This is a genomic window from Brassicibacter mesophilus (assembly GCF_050433385.1).
Classification (GTDB): Bacteria; Bacillota; Clostridia; order Tissierellales; family Proteiniboraceae; genus Brassicibacter; species Brassicibacter mesophilus.
The window spans coordinates 97217-116065 of sequence record NZ_JBNPXI010000012.1; the positions used below are offsets into that span (position 1 = coordinate 97217).

Consider the following 18849-nt stretch of genomic DNA (forward strand, 5'->3'; position numbering starts at 1 on the left):
TTATTTTACATCAATCTGTGTCTGTTCTTCTAGCTCATCATATAAAAACATCAAGTAATCTACTTTTTCAACAATGCGTTTTTGTTCGTTTATATGTAAAACTAACATTATATTCAATTTTGGACGCCAGTGATTAAAATGAAAATTCTAACATTATGTTCTACTAGATATTCTATATTAATATACCATCCTCTAAATTTAAAACTCTAACAGCATCAATTATGGAAAAAATACTTCAAATCAACTTACATTTATTTTTAATATAGACCATATGTTTTATTTATCTCTTGAATAAAGATGATACCATTACCTGGCTCATCAATGCTAAGCTGCTCCCTAATAGAAGAAGCTATTTGTTCTGTTAAATCGCTTTGAGATAAGATTAAAACAACTTCCTTCTCTGGCTCTATTTCCATAGAAAATAATTTACTTGTTTCATGAATTCCAGATCCTCTTGCATTGATAATCGTTGCTCCTCTTGAGCCTGCTCTGTTAGCAGCCTCTACAACAAATTCAGCCTTGCCTCTGTCCACAACAGTAAATATAAGATTATACATTAGATTTTTCACACCTCTTTTTTCTTTTATATCTTTGCATGTTAAGTTATGTGCACCTAATATGTTTAGGAGAGAAGTGCTAAATGCTATACCATTATGAGGTTTCTCAAATCGAAATTTCTTATTGAGTTCCTCTAGAGCTGAATATGCAACAGCTTTTCCTGCCGCCATAATAATTATTTCTCTTCTAACTTCATTTAACCCTAAAATTTCCAAAATAGGACTTTTTATAGTGCCTTTTCCTAAAAGTATCGTACCACCTGTTACCCCATATTCTCTTGCATGCTTCATAATTTTACTTGCTAGTCCAAATTTTACAATTATACAAATTAGTTCACATTCCGTAGTATCAGGACTATACTTCATCCTTAGATAACCCTCCTTTTTTAGACTTAACACTAAAAATAAAGCCTAATATTTGTAAAGTTATTATTGGAGTTAAAGCTACCATAGCAATCATTCCAAATCCATCTATCAAAACATTTGCTCCTTCAATTGCCTCAGCAGCTCCTTGAGTAAAAGCTAGAATAAAAGTTGCAGTCATAGGCCCTGTAGCAACCCCACCAGCATCAAAGGCAATTCCTACAAATAATTTAGGTACAAAGTAAGTCATAGTAATAGAGATTAGGTATCCTGGTAAAATATAATGCCATAGCTGAATTCCAGGTACTATTATTCTTACCATTGAAAGAGCTACTGCAAGACCAACTCCAATAGAAAGGGCAATTAATACAGCTTTTCTCTTAACATAACCACTTGTAACCTCTTCTATTTGATGTGTTAATACATAAACAGCAGGCTCTGCTAAAATTGTCACTATACCAAGAACGAAACCCATAACAATAAGGTAAAAGTTACTATCTAAAGATGCAAGACTATATCCTACAATACCTCCTACGTCCATAAATCCAGCATTTACACCAACTAAAAATACTAAAAGTCCTACAAAAGTATAAATAAAGCCCTTTAATATCTTAGAGAACGCTCTTTTACTTAATTTGAAAGCTATCTTTTGTAGTATTAATAGAATAATTAGTAAGGGTAATAAAGAAAGAGCACTTTCTCTGAATACAGCGGGAAAAGCCTGAACAAAGGGACCTAGTATAGAAGTTGATTCCGATATATTAAATTCAAGTCCGGGAGAAAATTCAGTAGTCTTTGAAAAAATACTCAAAACAATAACTGATACTATTGCCCCTACAGATGCTATAGAAACCAAACCAAAGCTATCTTTTTCAGCAGCCTTACTATCTTTTTTCAATGCCGATACTCCAATTGCAAGCGCCAAAATAAATGGAACTGCCAATATACCTGTAGTTGCACCTGACGCATCAAAAGATATTGCTAAAAACTCTGATGAAGTAAATAAAGCTAGAATAAAAGTAAAGAGATATAGTATTGTTAATATTTTGTATAGTGGTACATTAGAAACTATTCTGATTAAGCCAAAAGCAATCATTATCGCCAAACCAATAGATACCACTACAAGGATACTTAAGCTCGTAATTTGACCTGATGTAACCAGTTCTATTTGATTAGCAAGAACTAGCAGCCCAGGTTCAGCTATTGAAATAAAGAATCCAAGAACTAATCCAGCAATAATTACTATCCACATTTTATTAGTTTTTGCAAGAGTTGCTCCTACAAGATTACCAAGAGGTGTAATTCCAATATCTACTCCAATTAAAAAAACGGATAGTCCCAAAATAATAAAAATTGCCCCAATAATAAATCTAATGATGAGATGAGGGTTGAGCGGTGTAATTGTAAAGTTTAATATAAGAACAATAATTGTGATAGGAAGAACTGAAAATAATACTTCTTTCAGTTTATCAGTTAATATATTCAAATATATTCACATCCTCTCCTTAAATATCTGCTATAACACCTATTAAATAATATTTAGTTTTTTCCTCACTCTTCATAAAATAGTATATCATGGGTATACCCTATTATCAAACAATGGAGGATTCACTTATGTGTAAATGTCAATTTCATTTATGACTTAAATAATATATTAAAACAAATTGTGAGTTGAGGACTAATTTGACTTAACTTGATTTAGGTTGTATGCTATTATATCAGTATAGGCTAATCTTATATTTATGATAGGAGCATACAGTCATATGACTTGTTTAATCAATAGAAATCAATCGAAATTATTTATTATTTATATTATTTCTGTCGTAGTATTATTAAACTATGTGGTTATATTCAATTTCAACAATATTACAAGCAACATTGATAGTCTAAATTTTCCACATATTTTAGCTCCACAATACCACTCAGAAGCTTTTGTTATTGAACAGGCATCTCACAATAAAAATAAACCTGATATATTGTATAGAACTACAAATATATCAGGTTTCATAATAGTTTGTACCTATCTTTTGGTTCTAAATTATAAATATGCAGCTTATATATATTTGCATATTTATAATCTATTTTTATTTTTGCAAAGATTACTTATACCAAGACAAAATTCTAGTAGGTACAAGGCTTCCTTTAATATTAAATATTCAGTTTATTTTAAACTAGTAGCTTAATATAAGGAGGTTTTATAAATGAAACTACAATTAGATGTAATTGCAGTTTTACTTGTTTTTATTGGATTTTGTATAGGTTCTATATTTTTAGTAAAAAAAGCCAATGAAGAAATAAAGAATCAAGAGCTGAAGAAACAAAAACATGCTAACAATGAGCAAAGTGAAAGAAAATAAATGCAAACAATTAAAGAATAAAAGGATATTGGAGTAAATTACTCCAATATCCTTTTATTCTTAAGTCATAGGGATAATAATTAACTACAAATTTATTTAACCTTTGTATAAAATGCTTCAGGAATTGGTTTCTGAAAATTTTCAAAATATAAATAAAGAATAGTAAGATATGTCCATGTTAAGCTATATTCCATTATGATCCTGATAATACTAATCACTTGTCATAGTGCTTTTCTTTTCTTTACTATTATTATAAAATTATAATAACTAAATTTATATTAGAATGATTTGTATGAAAAAAGTTGCCATATATAAAAGTTAGTACAATTGAACATGACAGAGAAGGCTTTAGTATCGGTGCGCAAAAGGATGGAATATTAAAGATATATACATGATGATGGATATACTGGTACAAATACTGACAGACCATCTTTAAAATTAATGCTTGAAAAACTTAATGATATTGACATTGTACTTGTTTATAAGCTGGATAGACTTTCACGTTCGCAGGAATATGTATTGTATTTAGTAGAAGAAAAGTTTCTGAGCAACAATGTAAACTTTGTATCTTTGTTGGAACCATTTGATACGACAACTCCATTCTGCCGTGCAATGCTTGGGATACTTGCAGTATTCGCCCAACTTGAAAGAGACACTATCGTAGAGAGAAGTAAGTAAAGTAGATATAACATTTAGTTTCTAATTGCATCTATACACTATAATGAAACCCTCCACTGTAACACCAGGCTTTTATTGTCTGTTAAGCTAATTTTGAATGGAGGTAATTACAATATGACTAACACCTATCAAACATCAGAAGTGGCACGAATAATCGGCATACATCCTAATACTGTACGGCTTTATGAGGAGCTTGAACTTATCCCAAAACCAGAGCGGCGACAAAACGGCTATCGAGTATTTACAGATTTTCATTTAGAGCAATTCCGACTTGCACGAACCGCACTAGAAGTTGAAGTTTTACAGAATGGTTTACGGAAAAAGGCTATTGATATAATTAAAACTTCGGCTACCGGTAATCTTGAAGATGCAAAAAATACTACAAAAAACTACTTACAGCAAATCAAGATAGAACAAAGGAACGCTGAAGAAGCCATAAAAATTGTAGAGCAGCTATTGTCTGGCGACCACCAAGAAATAAATAAACTATATCTTACGAGAAAAGAAACGGCTGATTATTTGCAAATTTCAATGGATACTCTACGAAATTGGGAATTGAATGGTTTGTTGACTGTCAAGCGAAAGAAAAATGGTTATCGAGTATATACAAATGAAGATATTAAACGGTTAAAAATCATTCGCTCTCTCCGGTGTGCCAACTATTCACTTTCAGCTATTTTACGGATGTTAAGTGAACTATCTCACAATCCACAGGCAGATATAAAAGATGTTATTGATACCCCGGAAGAAAATGACGATATTATTTCGGTATGTGACAAACTGCTGACATCATTACGATACGCTGAAAAAAATGCACAGAGTATACTTGTTCAACTTGAAAAAATGAAAAAACAATTCAAAACAAACCCTACATTTTAACACCAGACTTTCGTCTGGTGTTATTCTTTTTATAAAGAAAAAAGGAGGGTTTAGAGTGGAAACAGTTATCCATGTCAAAAATTTAAGCAAATCATACGCTGAAATCAAGGCAATCCAAAATGTAAATATCTCGGTTTGCCGCGGTGAAGTATTTGGTCTGCTCGGCGCTAATGGCGCAGGAAAAAGCACCACCATTGAGTGTATTTTAGGAACAAAGAAGCAAGATAGCGGAACAGTGTCTATTTTGGGAATGAACCCACAGACAGCCCGCAAGACTTTATTTGAAAAGGTTGGCGTTCAATTTCAAGAGGCCAATTATCAAGACAAAATAACAGTACGCGAGCTTTGCGAAATTACGCAATCACTTTATAAATCTGTATTAGATTATGAGGATTTATTAAAGCAGCTTAACCTTTCAGACAAACTAAAAAGTCAGGTAAGCGAACTGTCCGGTGGACAAAAGCAACGATTGTTTATCGTCCTTGCCCTAATTCCTAATCCGGAAGTTGTATTTTTAGACGAGTTGACAACGGGACTTGATGCAAGAGCAAGGCGTGACGTGTGGAAATGCCTTTCCGAGTTGAAAGTAAAAGGTCTTACAATCTTTTTAACTTCTCACTATATGGATGAAGTAGAAGCCTTATGCGATAGAATTATGATTCTCAAAAAAGGAAATATAATTTTCCATGGAACGGTAAAAGAAGCCATAGATAGTAGTCCTTTTGAGAAATTGGAGGACGCTTATCTTTGGTATACAGACGAGGAGGTAATAAATAATGAAAGCATTTAGCACCATGTTAAAAACAGAGCTAAAGCTATCTTTGCGCGGTATGGATATGTTTATTTTTGCAATTTGTATGCCGGTTGTGGTCACAATCATACTTGGCATTATTTACGGGAACAAGCCCGCTTTCGACGGTGCTGAATACACCTTTTTAGCGCAGTCTTTCGGAGCGGTGTCTACCATAGCCATATGTGCCGGAGGTGTTATGGGACTACCCCTGCTTGTGTCCGATTACCGCCACAGAAAAATATTGAAAAGATTTAAGGTAACTCCTATAAGCCCTGCTATGATTTTAGCGGTACATGTGGTAATTTATGCGATTTATGCCGTCGTTTCGCTTATACTTATTTATGCTATATCAACACTTTTTTTTAATTATCATATGGTTGGTTCAGGGCTGAATTTCTTAGGAAGTTATCTTCTCATTATGCTGTCCATGTTTAGCATAGGCATGATGGTCGGCGGTGTAGCACCTAATATGAAAATAGCAAGCGCTATAGCATGTGTATTATATTTTCCCATGTTGATTTTTTCAGGCGCAACCTTACCTTATGAAGTTATGCCTGTGGCTCTTCAAAAAGTAGCCGATGTATTGCCTTTGACACAGGGCATAAAACTCTTGAAAGCTGCTTCACTTGGCTTACCGGTTGACAGTGTTTTACTTCCTATTATTGTGATGATTGTACTTGCAGTAATATGTATAGCTGTTTCCATTCAATTTTTCAGATGGGAATGATACTGATCAGATAACAAAACTACGGCGGTTTTGAAGCCCGCCGTAATTTTTACCTTTAACAAATGGATATAGTCAAGTATGCGGCGGCAAAAAAGGTTAACGCTATACTACTTTTTACCTTAAAGCTTATTTCAAAAAAACTCTTGACTTTAACGGTGAATCATCAAAAAAGCCATAGTCTTTTTGCGCTGGAATTCTTTCATCCACAAGGGACACTCACAAAGAACATAGATACAGTCTATAGTTCCTATGTAACTGCGGTTTTTATATAGCAATAAAGTAACCGTCAGTACAGTCAAATGTACCTCAACTCTCTCAAGAACAAATCCACATACTAGACATCGAATGGCATACCACCTCTTGTATTCAATCCAACTATTGAAAATAACTGATGTATATATTCGTCAGGTGTTTCTCCTTGTATAGAGGACTGTACCGTGACATTGAGAAACATATTGGCAGCACTAAACAATCATAAGAGAACGGCCAGTAATACAAAATATAAAAGTGAAGCATTTCCTAATACAGATAATCCGTACTCCCTTATTTATTCTATATTTGTTTTTTTAAGATATAGCTGTGATAATTCTAAAGATTTTCTAAAGAAATATCTTATACTGCTACTGACAAGTACTTTTATTTTACCATTAACATTACGCCACAAATTATTTATTACAACTTAGTATATAAGCAGGTGGCATATTAATTGCTTCTCTTTTCACATCTATCGCTCTAAAATACTCACCTATAAATTCTTTTTTTAGCAATGTATATTGAAACGTAATAAATTTACCTTCATCCTTCAAAATTTTATTAGTTTTGTTTAAAATAGTGCTCGCTACACTTTGAGGTAAAGAAGCAAATGGCAAACCTGAAATAACATAATCTATATAAGGAATACCATATCTCTTTAAATGTTTATCTATATTTTCTGCTGAATCATTTATTATATATAAATTTTTCTCATCTTTGTATTTATCTCTTAATAAGTTATAAAATTTATTATTACACTCTACAATGAGAATCACAGTGTCTTTGTTTCTTTTTTCTATTAACTTATCAGTAAAAACACCCGTTCCTGGTCCATATTCTACTATGAATTTAGTATCATTAAAATTAATATTTTCAACCATTTTATTTGCTAATCTTGTTGAACTTGGCAATACTGCTCCAACAGTCCTTGGGTTTAATATATACTGCAAAATAAAAGATGTACTTTTCATAATAATATTTCCTCCGTTAACTTAATCTTTAATTTCAGTATAAACCCTATACCTAAAGAAATAGCCATAAAAAATCTTAAGAATTTCTAAAGTTTCATAATACTGATAATGTCCTGAATACTATCTTAACAGCTTCGGTTTGTAGTTGTGTTTCTTAATCCTTCCAACTAAACTATCTATATTATCTTCTAATCTTTCGGTATATTCAGCTTTTGTAACTTCATCTACACCTGCTGCTTTATTTCCACTAAGTTCTCTACGAAGGAACCACAATAGTACACTAGGAACTAATACCATTTGAACTAAATATCCAAGTTAGCTCATACCTTGTTGAAGATGTATTACTAAAAAATATAGGCAGCTCAACCATCTATGTTTGTAATTTAACAACTGAATAATTTTGATACTTTTAAATAATTATTTAAAGACCATAGGCTATAATTTATAACAACCTATGGTCTTCTATTGATAATACACTTTAAAAACATATAGTGCCTGTTTGAAATAAGATCCTTTTTCTACAGAGTAGAGAAGTGTTTACCCACCTCCCTCCATCAAACCATACATGCCGTTTTCCAGTATACGTCTTTCAGATTTTCTTCACCCTTCAGCATTCGTGACATACTAAGAGTTTTAAGACCTTCTTTATAAACTAGTAGTCTAAATTCCTTCATTTTCTCTATCCTATGTGGTCTTTGTCTTTTAAGTTTACCACTTGCATATGGTCTGCAATAATAATTTCTCATCCCAATTATTTCTGGAAGCTAATCAGACATAACAATGCTACTTTATAATATGAGTCAGTGCATCATTGCTAACTAAAATTTAAAATGAAGCACCCCTTGTTTTCTTATCTATTTTTAAATTCAGTTTCTAAAATACTCATCACTATAGCATCATGATATTGATTATTAAAGTATAAATAATCTCTTAAAACTCCTTCTCTCTTAAATCCAAGTTTTTCATACACATGAATTGCTCTTTTGTTAAATGAATAAACTTGTAATTCAATCCTATGCAAATTATATATTCCAAACCCAAAATTAAGCACTGCTAGCATTGCGTCTGTCCCATATTTCTTGTTATAATTTTCTTCTTGGAATATTGCAATTCTTATATTTGCACTTCTGTTTTTCCAATCTATATCATTAATAACTACTTCTCCTACAATCTCATCACTTTCTTTGTTTACTATAAAAAAGTCTGCTCTTGAATTATCACTACATATTTTACTAATATAATTTCTTATTCCAACTTTAGTAATAATAATTTTAGTACCTGTGTTTTTGAAGTTATCAAAACTTCCATTACTTAGTTTATCATAATATTCGTCAATATATTGCTCCTCTATGGGTATTAAATAAACTCTTTCGCCCTCTAAAAACCTAACTTTTTCATTTTTATTACTCATTTTATACCTCCACAATATTCATATTTTTATAAAATTTAATAACTTTGCTGATATAATTCTATCACTCAGTTCGCTGTACCTAAAGATAAAGAACATTTCTGCATCATCCTTTACATAACAAAAGTTACCACTCACACAAGAGTGGTAACTTAAAACTAAGTGTTTTTTGTATATACGATTTTTTTAATACTTTCAACTGAAAGAAAAAACTCTTCAGCAAGTTCTTTTATTGTATGTCCATTTCTATGCTTATTATATATAGCTTTGTTTCTATCTTTTATATATTGTCTACTTCCCGAATTTTCTCCCCATCTTTTCCGTTTTTCTGGTTGAGAAGGAATATATACATATCCACCCTGAATATATTTTTGAATTTCTTTAACTAAATTATCTGGTAAGATTTTTTCAGCATTTCCATAGTTCATAAAAACTCCGCTCCTTAAAATTTTATTTTATTATTAAGGAAGCAAAGTCTGTTTATATGATTTTACTTGTTTAAAGGCGATATTACTACTGTATTACCCCTGTGCAACTATCGCCTATATAATATCTACAGACTTTGCACAGAGTTCCGCTTCTTTTATAATCTTTGGTTATATTATTCATTCTACACACTCCTTTTGATGAAAATTATATTAAAATTTTATTAATATTTCAACTTAGGTATTCCTTCATATCAAATTAGAATATCTATCTGCATACTATCGTTTTTACAGATCGTTATTTTGCTAAAATTCACTGCTTCACTAAATCTATGGATTTTAGCAGTATTTTAAGACACTTTTTGCATTCTTCAATATATTAATCTTATGTTAAACTTTTACATCATAATTAACTAATACTTTGAAAATGATTGATTCTATCGAAAAATGTCATTATTTATGGTACGGTATACCATATCATAAATAACGGCGTTTCTATTAAAAATATTAAGTATTCCCACTTAATAATATTCTTACTATAGCCTACACATTAACTCTGACGTATTGACACCTAATTATCCATAATCTATTACAAGATTATATTTCCTCTAACAATGAATTTGATCTGATTTCTTAAATCTTCAATTACATCTATATACTTAAGATTATCACTATAAGCAAAGATAGTAAATTGAGTTATGACACAACTATATATACACGTAATAGCCGTATCTAAATCAAATTCTTTTACTTTTACACTTGTTTTTTTCAGCTCATAAAATAATTCCTTTAACTCTATCATGATCATTTCATCCATGTCAAAAATGCTTTTTCTTGTAGCTACTGACTCTCTGTTATTGGTTTCAAAAACAATTGAAAAGTACTCTCTTAGTAATTTTTTATCCACACTTGCCATTTTTCTTATATAAAAATCAATAAGATTTATTATCTCATTCACTAAATAATCTTCGTCTATATCTTCTCTCAAATGTATATTATACTTTCCCATTTGAAAGTCTCTAAAGACAGCTTCTATAAATAATTGTCCCTTTGAGCTAAAATAATTAAAAAGTGTACCTTCTCCAATACCTACCGCCTTTGCAATTTCTGAAGTTTTCACTTGTTTATAACCATTTTCTTTAAAAGCTTTCTCTGCATATTTTAATATAGTTTTTTTAGTATTTTTCTTTTTCATTTCTCTTAATCCAGCCATGAATTTCTCCCTATATTTATTTTATATTACAATTTTATTTTATCATAATTCCACTTTTCCTACATCTCCATACACTATTTGTATAAACAACATGCAAAGATATAACTTATTCTCAAATAATTATTCTTTTAAAAAGACTATTCTTATTACTGATAAATCATTGTAACGTTTACTTAGTAATATCTGATAATTTTAAATTATCAATTGGTGCTTTGTATCTTGGACACTTTTTTTGCTAAAACTTTTTTCCGTAGTATTAATAGCTGTATAGTTTACAATTTACACACATGCTATTATCCACATATATGGCTTCGTTTACTTTTCTAGCCATTTCGTTCATATGGCTTCTTTGAGACTTACCTATAAAACGTCCAAAATAACTGTCACCCATTATCTGCTAATATAGCAGAAACAAAGGCTGACACCTCTTTACTGGCTTTTACATTTCTATCCCTAACTTTAGTAGCATCTCCCATATCAAATACCATAACAAAAATCGGTATATAAAAGTTATTTGACATCTTAAAATGAATCGCTTAGCTAATCTATATACCTTTGTTTCAACATCCTTTTTAAAGAATATAGCTCCATAAAATATCATATTATTATTCCTTTTAATCTCGTACTCCAATTTATTTTTACATTGCCCTTTGTAATTAATTTTCCTCATTAGTAAATATGAGCTTAATCATACTTTGCTAGGATTATATAGCGCAGTCAAGTATAAAATTAAAAAGCTAACTGAAAATTTTTTCTCAGTTAGCTTTTCATTATATAAAAAAACATTTATCTGTTCATCGTAATCTAGTGCAATCTCCTTGATAGAATTACATAGCCTTAAAGCAATGGCTAAAGGAGCCACTAACTGTGGATAATTTGGAAGAGGAAATAGCACTCACTTTCTGTCTATATCTATTCATTATTCTTTAATAGTTATTTAGTCCTTTCTCTTTGTAAGTCCTCAAGCCAGTTTGGTTCCAATTTTAATGCTCTTACAGTAATCACCCCGTCTGCATCTCTTGAAATTTGAATAGCCATTTGATCCTGCATACTTACTGTTTTATATACTCCTATCTCCCCTTCTTCTAAATAGTCGTCTATAGGAATATCAAAACTGTAGCCTTCATATTCATAATGTGCTAAGCCATTTGCACCGCAGGTAACTTCTTTTATGGATTCAGGTATTTCAATACCATCTTCTACTGCTTTTTTCCAATCAACAAAACTTAAAATTATAGGGCTAACATGCTTTTTCTCCAATTTTACCGTCCTACCAGTAATCACCCCATCAGTATCCCTTAAAAATTGAATAGCTATTTCATCTTTTATTTTGTATGTTTTATATACATCTATCTCTCCTTCTTTTAAAAAATGATCTACAGGAAAACCAACTTCTCCCTTTCCATCTCCATATTCATATTCATAATGTGCTAAGCCATCTTGCTTGTAAGTAACTTCTTTTACTGATTCCGGAATCACAGCACCATTTTCTATTTCTTTTTCCCAATCAATATCAATAAGTCCTTCATTAAAAGCTGTAGAATCCTCTTCTGGTTCTTCTAATAATTTTTTCAGATATTCTTCAGCTTTATCATGATCAGCTTTTGTTATATCAAGAGGTAAGTTAAAAAGAGCGTTAGCTCCATCGTAATCAGTATTAGGAGTGGTTTCGCCAGTTTCTTCATCATAATTAAAAGCATTTATATCATAGAATGTACTGGTACTTATGCAAAGATAAAGCCCCCTGTCAGCAAACTTCTCAACCCCATCGCATTCAACCAATCTGTACATAACCCCATCAATTACAGATTCGCTATATCCACCATTCATAGACGCTATATTTACTTGCCATGGTTTTTGGCCCTTTATCAGAGGAGATATAAAAAACGGCTCTTTACCATACTCTTCATCCTTGGTATCTGGCATTTTACTTCCATCTTGCTTTGCTATTGAGACTACAGCATATGTTCTGTCTGGATGTATATCTTCTGTAGAGTATTTAAAATCACTTAGATTCTCACCTGATACTACTCCAAGCAAAGTAAATTTATATCCCCCTGAAACAACTGATTCATTTATTTCGATTGCATTTTTATGATCAAATGCTTGCGCAAGCGTATGATCTCCAATATGCTCAGCAACTTGTTTTGGGTTAAGAAAATGCCATGCTGCAAATGCCGTTATTGACATTGCAAGAGTAATTGTAGCTGCAATCAATGCAACTGATATCCTTTTTTTATAGACTGGTTTCATAATATCATTCTCCTTAAGTTGGTTTATAATTTTTTGATTTAACTCTTCACTAGGCTCAACTGTCACTGAAAGAGCTTGTTTCAACAACTGATCCATTTGCTCAGAATTTTTCATGTCCACTAACCTCCAACTCTAAAATATTCTTTAATACTTTTCTAGCTTTATGAAGCCTGCTTTTCACAGTTCCCTGTGGAATCTTTAATGCCGATGCTATCTCTTCAATGGACATTTCTGCAGTATAGTACATATACAAAGGTATTCTTAATTTGTTATTCAACGTGTCAACTACAGTCTGTATCCTATCACGGAGATCATTGGATATAACAATATCCTCTAAAGTTAACTCATCCTTACATATGTATCCACCGTTGACATCTTCGTTAAGCTCCTGTATTGGAGCTATTTTTTGACGCCAGATATATTTCCGATGCTTGTTTTTCCATATCCCTATTGCAATAGAAATTAGAAATCCTTTAGGATTATTATCTTTGTCAATCTTATGACATAACTCCATTGCCTTAAGAAATGTCTCTTGATATAGGTCATCTGTATCGGTCTTGTTTTTTGCAAGCTTATAGCAAAATCCATAAATAGATTCGCCATGCAGCTTTACAAGCTCACTTAAATCTGCAATATCCAAATAGCCCCTCTCCTTTCAGCATAGCTAAAACCTCCTTTTTAAATATCTCTTCACCTATATATTGTCATGAGATAATAAAAGGTTCATTTTAGAATTAGAATAAAGAGAACCTATAGAACATTATTGGATTCATTTTAGTATTCTACAGGCTTTCAAAATAATATTCAAGCTTCATTATCTTTATCCTATGCTCTAGCCTTTTATATATAATAGGCTACAACTTCTTCATTCCGTATCTTTTCAAGTTATATAATAAGTGTAGTATATCTATAGGATAGTAAAACACTCGATTTTGACTTATATTTATCAAAAAACAGCCGTTATTTTTGGTACTGTTCACTATCTATCACCCTAAACTTTGCTCAATATTTCAGTATTTTTCTATAATCACTCAGCTTCTAATTATATACATTCCAAATAAACAGCTTCTGGTTATTTGCCTAATAGATATGTATAGTTAAATAAGGTTTATTAAGACTTAAATACTACATATTACATTATTATCTCTAATCTTTTTTCAATAAAGTCTTTTATCTCTTCATCACTTAGTTTTTGAAATTTATTTTGAAATTTCCTTTAAATTTCATATTTAGAAAATCTTATAATTTGCTTTAAATGAGAATTCTTAGGAGATAAATGGGCTAAATCTCTAAGCATATCACTAAGTTTGCTTAAGCTTACAATATCATTTGAATTGTATTTAATCCTATGTTTTTTAAGCATAATGTTGAAATGCCTAATATCCCTACATAATTCCAAATAGCTATCAATAAACCATAAATCTATATGCTTTTGCTTCAATATTACTAGTTCATTTTCTCTATAAGGGCTAAAATGTTGTTCTTCATCAAATTCAATAATCCTAGTTCCTAATTGTGGATGATTTACTGTAATTCCATCAATATAGCTTGCTAAATATCTAGATGGAATATTAAAATCACTTTTAAAGCATTTCAAAATTTTTTCTATAATATTTATTGTATTATCATTAAAGTCATATTCTAAATAATTTGAAGACAAAAATATATCATCTTTTGATACTTTTTTATCTACTGATTTTGATTTTAAATATTCTTTCCCAATAATATTTTGAAAACATTCATAAAATTTTACTTCATTTTTACCCATTCTATATCTCCCTGTAATTTCATATTCTTTACTTAAAAGGTATATTGATTCGAAATTCATGTAAAAATAAAATTTTGTCTTCAATTAATTTAATAAGTAAGTATGGATAATGAGTAGCTAATGGGTCAAAACCATACTACTTATAATAGGCATTATTCTGTTTTACAGATACCTTGTCTATCGGAAAAATTGTTTTGAAGTCACTTGCGCTTGCTGGAAGTGCTTTTCTTCTCTTCACTATTATTATAAAACTATAATAACTAAATTCAAAATAGGATGATGTAAATGAAAAAAGTTGCCATATATATAAGAGTAAGTACAATTGAACAAGCTAGAGAAGGCTTTAGTATCGGTGCGCAAAAAGATAGGCTAGTTAAATATTGTCAAGCTAAAGGGTGGAATATTAAGGATATATACATAGATGATGGATACACTGGTACAAATACTGACAGACCAGCTTTAAAATCAATGCTTGAAAAGCTTAATGATATTGACATTGTACTTGTTTATAAACTTGATAGACTTTCACGTTCGCAGAAAGATGTATTGTATTTAGTAGAAGAAAAGTTTTTAAGCAACAATGTAGACTTTGTATCTTTGATGGAGTCATTTGATACGACAACTCCATTCGGTCGTGCAATGCTTGGAATACTTGCAGTATTCGCCCAACTTGAAAGAGACACTATTGTAGAAAGAAGTAAGTTAGGTAAAGAAAAAAGAGCAAAAGAAGGCTTATGGCGAGGTGGTGGTAATACCCCAATAGGATACAAGTTTGAAAATAACGAACTAATAATTGATGATTATGAAGCATCACAAGTAAAAAGAATATTTGATTTATATTTAAAAGGTAAAGGCTATAATACTATTGCAAAAGAAATGATTGATAAAGGATATAAAAAAAACAATGGAAAAGACTGGTCTTGTACTCAAGTTAGGCGGGTTTTAACAAATAAAACTTATACTGGACTTATAGAACATGATGAAGAATATTATAATGGAAATCATGAAGCCATAATTGAAAAAGAAGTATTTGATACTGTTCAAGATATAATAAACAAAAAAAGCAGAAAAGGAACTTCTACTAAATATTTGTTAGGTGGGTTAGTGTATTGTGGATATTGTGGAGGAAGATTGAGAGCTTCATGGTCAACACCTGGTAAAGGCGGCCGTAAGTATTATCATTATCTATGTTATTCGGTAGTTGGCGCTCCAACACATATGGTTAAGGATCATAATTGCCAAGGGAAGACATGGGAAATGGGTAAACTAGACAATATAGTTATATCAGCTTTAAAGCAAAAGAGTCTTGACATAAAAGAACTTAAAAAAGCTTACGATTATAAAACTGTAAAAGCACCTAAACCAATAAACCCTAACTTCATAAAAGATAAAATAGAGAAGATAGATAAACAGATAAGTAGACTAATGGATCTATACCAGGACGATAAAGTTCCAATGGATATCGTCTCTGAAAGAATTGAAAAATTATATATTCAGAAAAAAAGTTTAGAAAGCACTAATATAAGTATGAAAGATAAATCTGATGGAATATTACCTTTTGAACAATATGCTTTCTGGTTGGAAAACTTTGATGATATTTGGAATGAAGCGAATTATGAAGAGAAAAGAGTTATTTTATCTTCTTTTATTAAAAAGATAACCGTTACAGATGCGGTACATATAACATTTAGCTTCTAACTACAACTATACATAATCGCTGTGTGTTGATTGTGTATAGTTGTAATTGATAATAGCTCATATTATTAGCCTAATAGGAATATAGATAATGAAATTTTTTGTTTAGACATATTAGAATTTAGGTTTTTTATATTAGTATAAACACATTTAATTCTGATAGACATATTACTCTGCAAAATACTCTACCCAAAATGGTCGGAAGTCTGTTGATAAAGCAACCAGCTGTTCTTCTTCAATAGTATCATATCTAAAAATTCTTTTGGATATTCTATATTTTGAATAATATTCAAGCCGTACCTATAAACAATTCTATATCTACCATCATAGAATTATGAGCGATTTCATTCATGACTATTCAAGTGATTAGACTCACAACAAAATATATCATCGTAACCGATTCCTAAATATATGTAGAAAATGTTGCTATCATTAAATCTAAAGGTTTATGTCCCTTATTGGGATTTCCATACAGAATTTTACACCATAATAATGATTTTCAGCCCATATTGAACCATTATGCATTTCAATAATCTGTTTAACTATTGCTAGACCCATTCCATAATGACCCTTTTCTCCCTTGCTAAATCGTTGAAATATTTTATCTATGATGCTGCTATCTATGTTTGGACCATCATTTGATATACAAAGTCTAGCTGTATCCATATCTCTTTTCAATGATATACTTATTTTGCTTTTTCCATATCTAACTTGATTGTCCAAAATATTTTCTAATACTACATTCCACTGATCGCTATCTCCATCAATAACTATTGATTCCATTTCTAATTCCCAGCATAAATCTTGACCCCTAAATTTAAATTTTTTCACAACTTTTTCTATCAGCGGTTTTAGTAAAATCTCCCCATGTTCTAGATTAACTTGTTTTTTTAGATAATCTAATTTTGTCATATACAACAAGTCTCTAATCCTTTTTTCTAATCGTTTAGATTCAGTGTCTATAACCTTTAAAGTGCCTTCCATATCTCCCTTTGGATATATATTATCAATAATTGAGTTAACATAGCTTCGAATAACCATTACGGGTGTTTTTAACTCATGGGATATATTTTGCAGGAAGGACTGCTGTTTTTCATCATGAATAACTAATTGTTCACGCATCCATTCAATAGACTCAGCTAATCTTCCTATCTCATCATTTCGTTGTATATTGATAGGCTTATACCAATCTCTTTTTGCTATTCGTTTCACATCTTTTTCTAAAGCCACAAGGGGGGATGTTAAGTGCTTTGACAAAACTATTGCTCCTATAAGGCAAATCATCATTGCCATAACTGTTATAAACATCAATCGTCGAAAAAGTGTCTTTACAAGAGAATCTTGATATGTATCCCACATAAAGGAAAACAAAGGATAGGATCTTCCTAAATCAGTAAAAAAAGCCTTTTTTCTTATTACATAAAATATCTTAGTATCACCAATTCTATCAGTATATCGTTTTATATTTTCCGTTTGGCTTTCTGCTTGTTCCACTATCTTATCTAAGAACTCAGTAGGAAGCTGTTGATGCTCCCCTAAAGAAATTATAACTTTTTTCTTTAAATCTTCCTCCAATGTAATAAAAGATAGGGGCATATGCTTAACCATCAATGTATCCTGCTGAACTTTTGCTTTTTCTATGCTATCAATAATTTCAAAGGGTTCCTCTATAACCTTTTCTTGAGACCTTTCAATAGTATCATGTAAGTGATTTAGAAAAAATGTATCTAGTGTTATAGAAAAAAATAATGCGAGAAGTATTAATATTGCCAAAGTTACTCCAGCAAAAAATAACCATATCTGAATAGCCAATGGTCTATTTTTCATGTCTACACCACCCTATATCCATATCCATATATAGTCTCTACTTTTAAAGCAGGTAGTTTCTTCCTTAGACGTCTAACTAAGTCATCAACTGTACGATCGCTACCATAATAATCTTCTCCCCACACTTCTGTCAATATTTGATCCCTAGAAAAGGTTTGTCCAATATTTTTTATAAACAAGCATAGTAGTTCATACTCCTTAAAGGTCAACCTTATTTCTATATCATCTATCTTAACATTTCTTTTATTAACATCTATTAAATATGGGGGGTACTTAATAATACATGAGTTATTATAGCCAGGAATCTTACCATAGACTCTATCTAATAATTTTTTTGCCCTAATTACCAATTCCCTAGGTAAAAATGGCTTGGCAAGATAATCATCACTTCCCATCTCAAGACCTAATATACGGTCTAAGTCTGCATCTCTAGCAGATATAAATATTATTGGAATATCCAATGAAAACTCTCTAATCTTCCTAATTAACTGATATCCATCCATCCCTGTTAGCATAATATCTAAAATCCACAGATGGGGTTCATCCTTTATTTTCTTTTCTGCATCTTCTCCATTGAAAAATGTAGTTACTTTCCAGCCTTCCTTCTCTAAATATGAAGAAAGAACATCATTTAAATTTTTCTCGTCTTCCACCAAATATATTTCAAAACTCATTTGTACCAC

The 18849-nt window shown here is 31.0% G+C and carries 20 protein-coding genes; 6 read left to right on the top strand and 14 right to left on the bottom strand.

Annotated features, from left to right (window positions below; all coding sequences use genetic code 11):
• Positions 1-257: 257 nt before the first annotated feature.
• Both HNR33_RS13310 and HNR33_RS13315 read right to left on the bottom strand, forming a co-directional pair.
• Positions 258-923, bottom strand: coding sequence for a P-II family nitrogen regulator (locus HNR33_RS13310; RefSeq protein ID WP_429084130.1), 666 nt, complete (start codon positions 921-923; stop codon positions 258-260).
• Positions 913-2406 (bottom strand): DUF1538 domain-containing protein, encoded by a 1494-nt coding sequence (locus tag HNR33_RS13315; RefSeq protein WP_429084132.1) that lies wholly within the window; start codon positions 2404-2406, stop codon positions 913-915. Before HNR33_RS13315 ends, HNR33_RS13310 begins: the two co-directional genes overlap by 11 nt.
• A gap of 715 nt (positions 2407-3121) precedes the next feature.
• Between HNR33_RS13315 and HNR33_RS13320 the strand changes: the two genes are divergently transcribed.
• The 5 genes from HNR33_RS13320 (at position 3122) to HNR33_RS13340 (ending at position 6354) form a co-directional block, all read left to right on the top strand.
• Complete coding sequence (locus tag HNR33_RS13320) at positions 3122-3277, top strand: hypothetical protein (RefSeq protein ID WP_429084135.1); 156 nt, start codon at positions 3122-3124, stop codon at positions 3275-3277.
• 387 nt (positions 3278-3664) lie between these two features.
• On the top strand, positions 3665-3955 hold the full coding sequence (locus HNR33_RS13325; RefSeq protein ID WP_429084213.1) for a recombinase family protein: 291 nt from the start codon (positions 3665-3667) through the stop codon (positions 3953-3955).
• A 114-nt stretch (positions 3956-4069) separates the two neighbouring features.
• On the top strand, positions 4070-4834 hold the full coding sequence (locus tag HNR33_RS13330; RefSeq protein WP_429084138.1) for a MerR family transcriptional regulator: 765 nt from the start codon (positions 4070-4072) through the stop codon (positions 4832-4834).
• A gap of 55 nt (positions 4835-4889) precedes the next feature.
• Entirely contained in the window at positions 4890-5624 is a 735-nt protein-coding gene (locus HNR33_RS13335) for an ABC transporter ATP-binding protein (protein WP_429084141.1), read from the top strand.
• On the top strand, positions 5611-6354 hold the full coding sequence (locus HNR33_RS13340; RefSeq protein ID WP_429084144.1) for an ABC transporter permease: 744 nt from the start codon (positions 5611-5613) through the stop codon (positions 6352-6354). The genes HNR33_RS13335 and HNR33_RS13340 overlap by 14 nt, the downstream gene beginning before the upstream one ends.
• 665 nt (positions 6355-7019) lie before the next feature.
• On the opposite strand, the gene HNR33_RS13345 is transcribed toward HNR33_RS13340, so the two are convergent.
• The 10 genes from HNR33_RS13345 to HNR33_RS13390 form a co-directional block, all read right to left on the bottom strand.
• Positions 7020-7577: a class I SAM-dependent methyltransferase gene (locus tag HNR33_RS13345; RefSeq protein ID WP_429084147.1), complete on the bottom strand. Its 558-nt coding sequence runs from the start codon at positions 7575-7577 to the stop codon at positions 7020-7022.
• A gap of 120 nt (positions 7578-7697) precedes the next feature.
• The gene (locus HNR33_RS13350) at positions 7698-7874 is read right to left on the bottom strand and encodes a hypothetical protein (RefSeq protein WP_429084150.1); all 177 of its coding nucleotides are present in this window, start codon (positions 7872-7874) and stop codon (positions 7698-7700) included.
• 257 nt (positions 7875-8131) lie between these two features.
• A complete protein-coding gene (locus HNR33_RS13355) occupies positions 8132-8323 on the bottom strand; it encodes a hypothetical protein (protein WP_429084152.1) in 192 nt (63 codons plus the stop codon).
• A gap of 104 nt (positions 8324-8427) precedes the next feature.
• Positions 8428-8988, bottom strand: a complete 561-nt coding sequence (locus HNR33_RS13360; RefSeq protein ID WP_429084154.1) for a GNAT family N-acetyltransferase — start codon at positions 8986-8988, stop codon at positions 8428-8430.
• 155 nt (positions 8989-9143) lie between these two features.
• The gene (locus HNR33_RS13365; protein WP_429084156.1) at positions 9144-9413 is read right to left on the bottom strand and encodes a CD3324 family protein; all 270 of its coding nucleotides are present in this window, start codon (positions 9411-9413) and stop codon (positions 9144-9146) included.
• A gap of 586 nt (positions 9414-9999) precedes the next feature.
• A complete protein-coding gene (locus tag HNR33_RS13370; protein ID WP_429084158.1) occupies positions 10000-10623 on the bottom strand; it encodes a TetR/AcrR family transcriptional regulator in 624 nt (207 codons plus the stop codon).
• A gap of 383 nt (positions 10624-11006) precedes the next feature.
• Positions 11007-11144 carry a hypothetical protein gene (locus tag HNR33_RS13375; protein WP_429084160.1) on the bottom strand — a complete coding sequence of 46 codons (138 nt, stop codon included), beginning with the start codon at positions 11142-11144 and terminating at the stop codon, positions 11007-11009.
• A gap of 412 nt (positions 11145-11556) precedes the next feature.
• Positions 11557-12990 (bottom strand): hypothetical protein, encoded by a 1434-nt coding sequence (locus tag HNR33_RS13380; RefSeq protein ID WP_429084163.1) that lies wholly within the window; start codon positions 12988-12990, stop codon positions 11557-11559.
• Entirely contained in the window at positions 12977-13516 is a 540-nt protein-coding gene (locus HNR33_RS13385; RefSeq protein WP_429084165.1) for an RNA polymerase sigma factor, read from the bottom strand. The genes HNR33_RS13380 and HNR33_RS13385 overlap by 14 nt, the downstream gene beginning before the upstream one ends.
• Positions 13517-14092: 576 nt before the next feature.
• Positions 14093-14644, bottom strand: coding sequence for a hypothetical protein (locus tag HNR33_RS13390; RefSeq protein ID WP_429084167.1), 552 nt, complete (start codon positions 14642-14644; stop codon positions 14093-14095).
• A 285-nt stretch (positions 14645-14929) separates the two neighbouring features.
• Between HNR33_RS13390 and HNR33_RS13395 the strand changes: the two genes are divergently transcribed.
• Positions 14930-16342, top strand: a complete 1413-nt coding sequence (locus HNR33_RS13395; RefSeq protein WP_429084168.1) for a recombinase family protein — start codon at positions 14930-14932, stop codon at positions 16340-16342.
• A gap of 435 nt (positions 16343-16777) precedes the next feature.
• On the opposite strand, the gene HNR33_RS13400 is transcribed toward HNR33_RS13395, so the two are convergent.
• Both HNR33_RS13400 and HNR33_RS13405 read right to left on the bottom strand, forming a co-directional pair.
• The gene (locus tag HNR33_RS13400) at positions 16778-18166 is read right to left on the bottom strand and encodes a HAMP domain-containing sensor histidine kinase (protein ID WP_429084171.1); all 1389 of its coding nucleotides are present in this window, start codon (positions 18164-18166) and stop codon (positions 16778-16780) included.
• A gap of 2 nt (positions 18167-18168) precedes the next feature.
• A complete protein-coding gene (locus tag HNR33_RS13405; protein ID WP_429084173.1) occupies positions 18169-18840 on the bottom strand; it encodes a response regulator transcription factor in 672 nt (223 codons plus the stop codon).
• Positions 18841-18849: the final 9 nt, after the last annotated feature.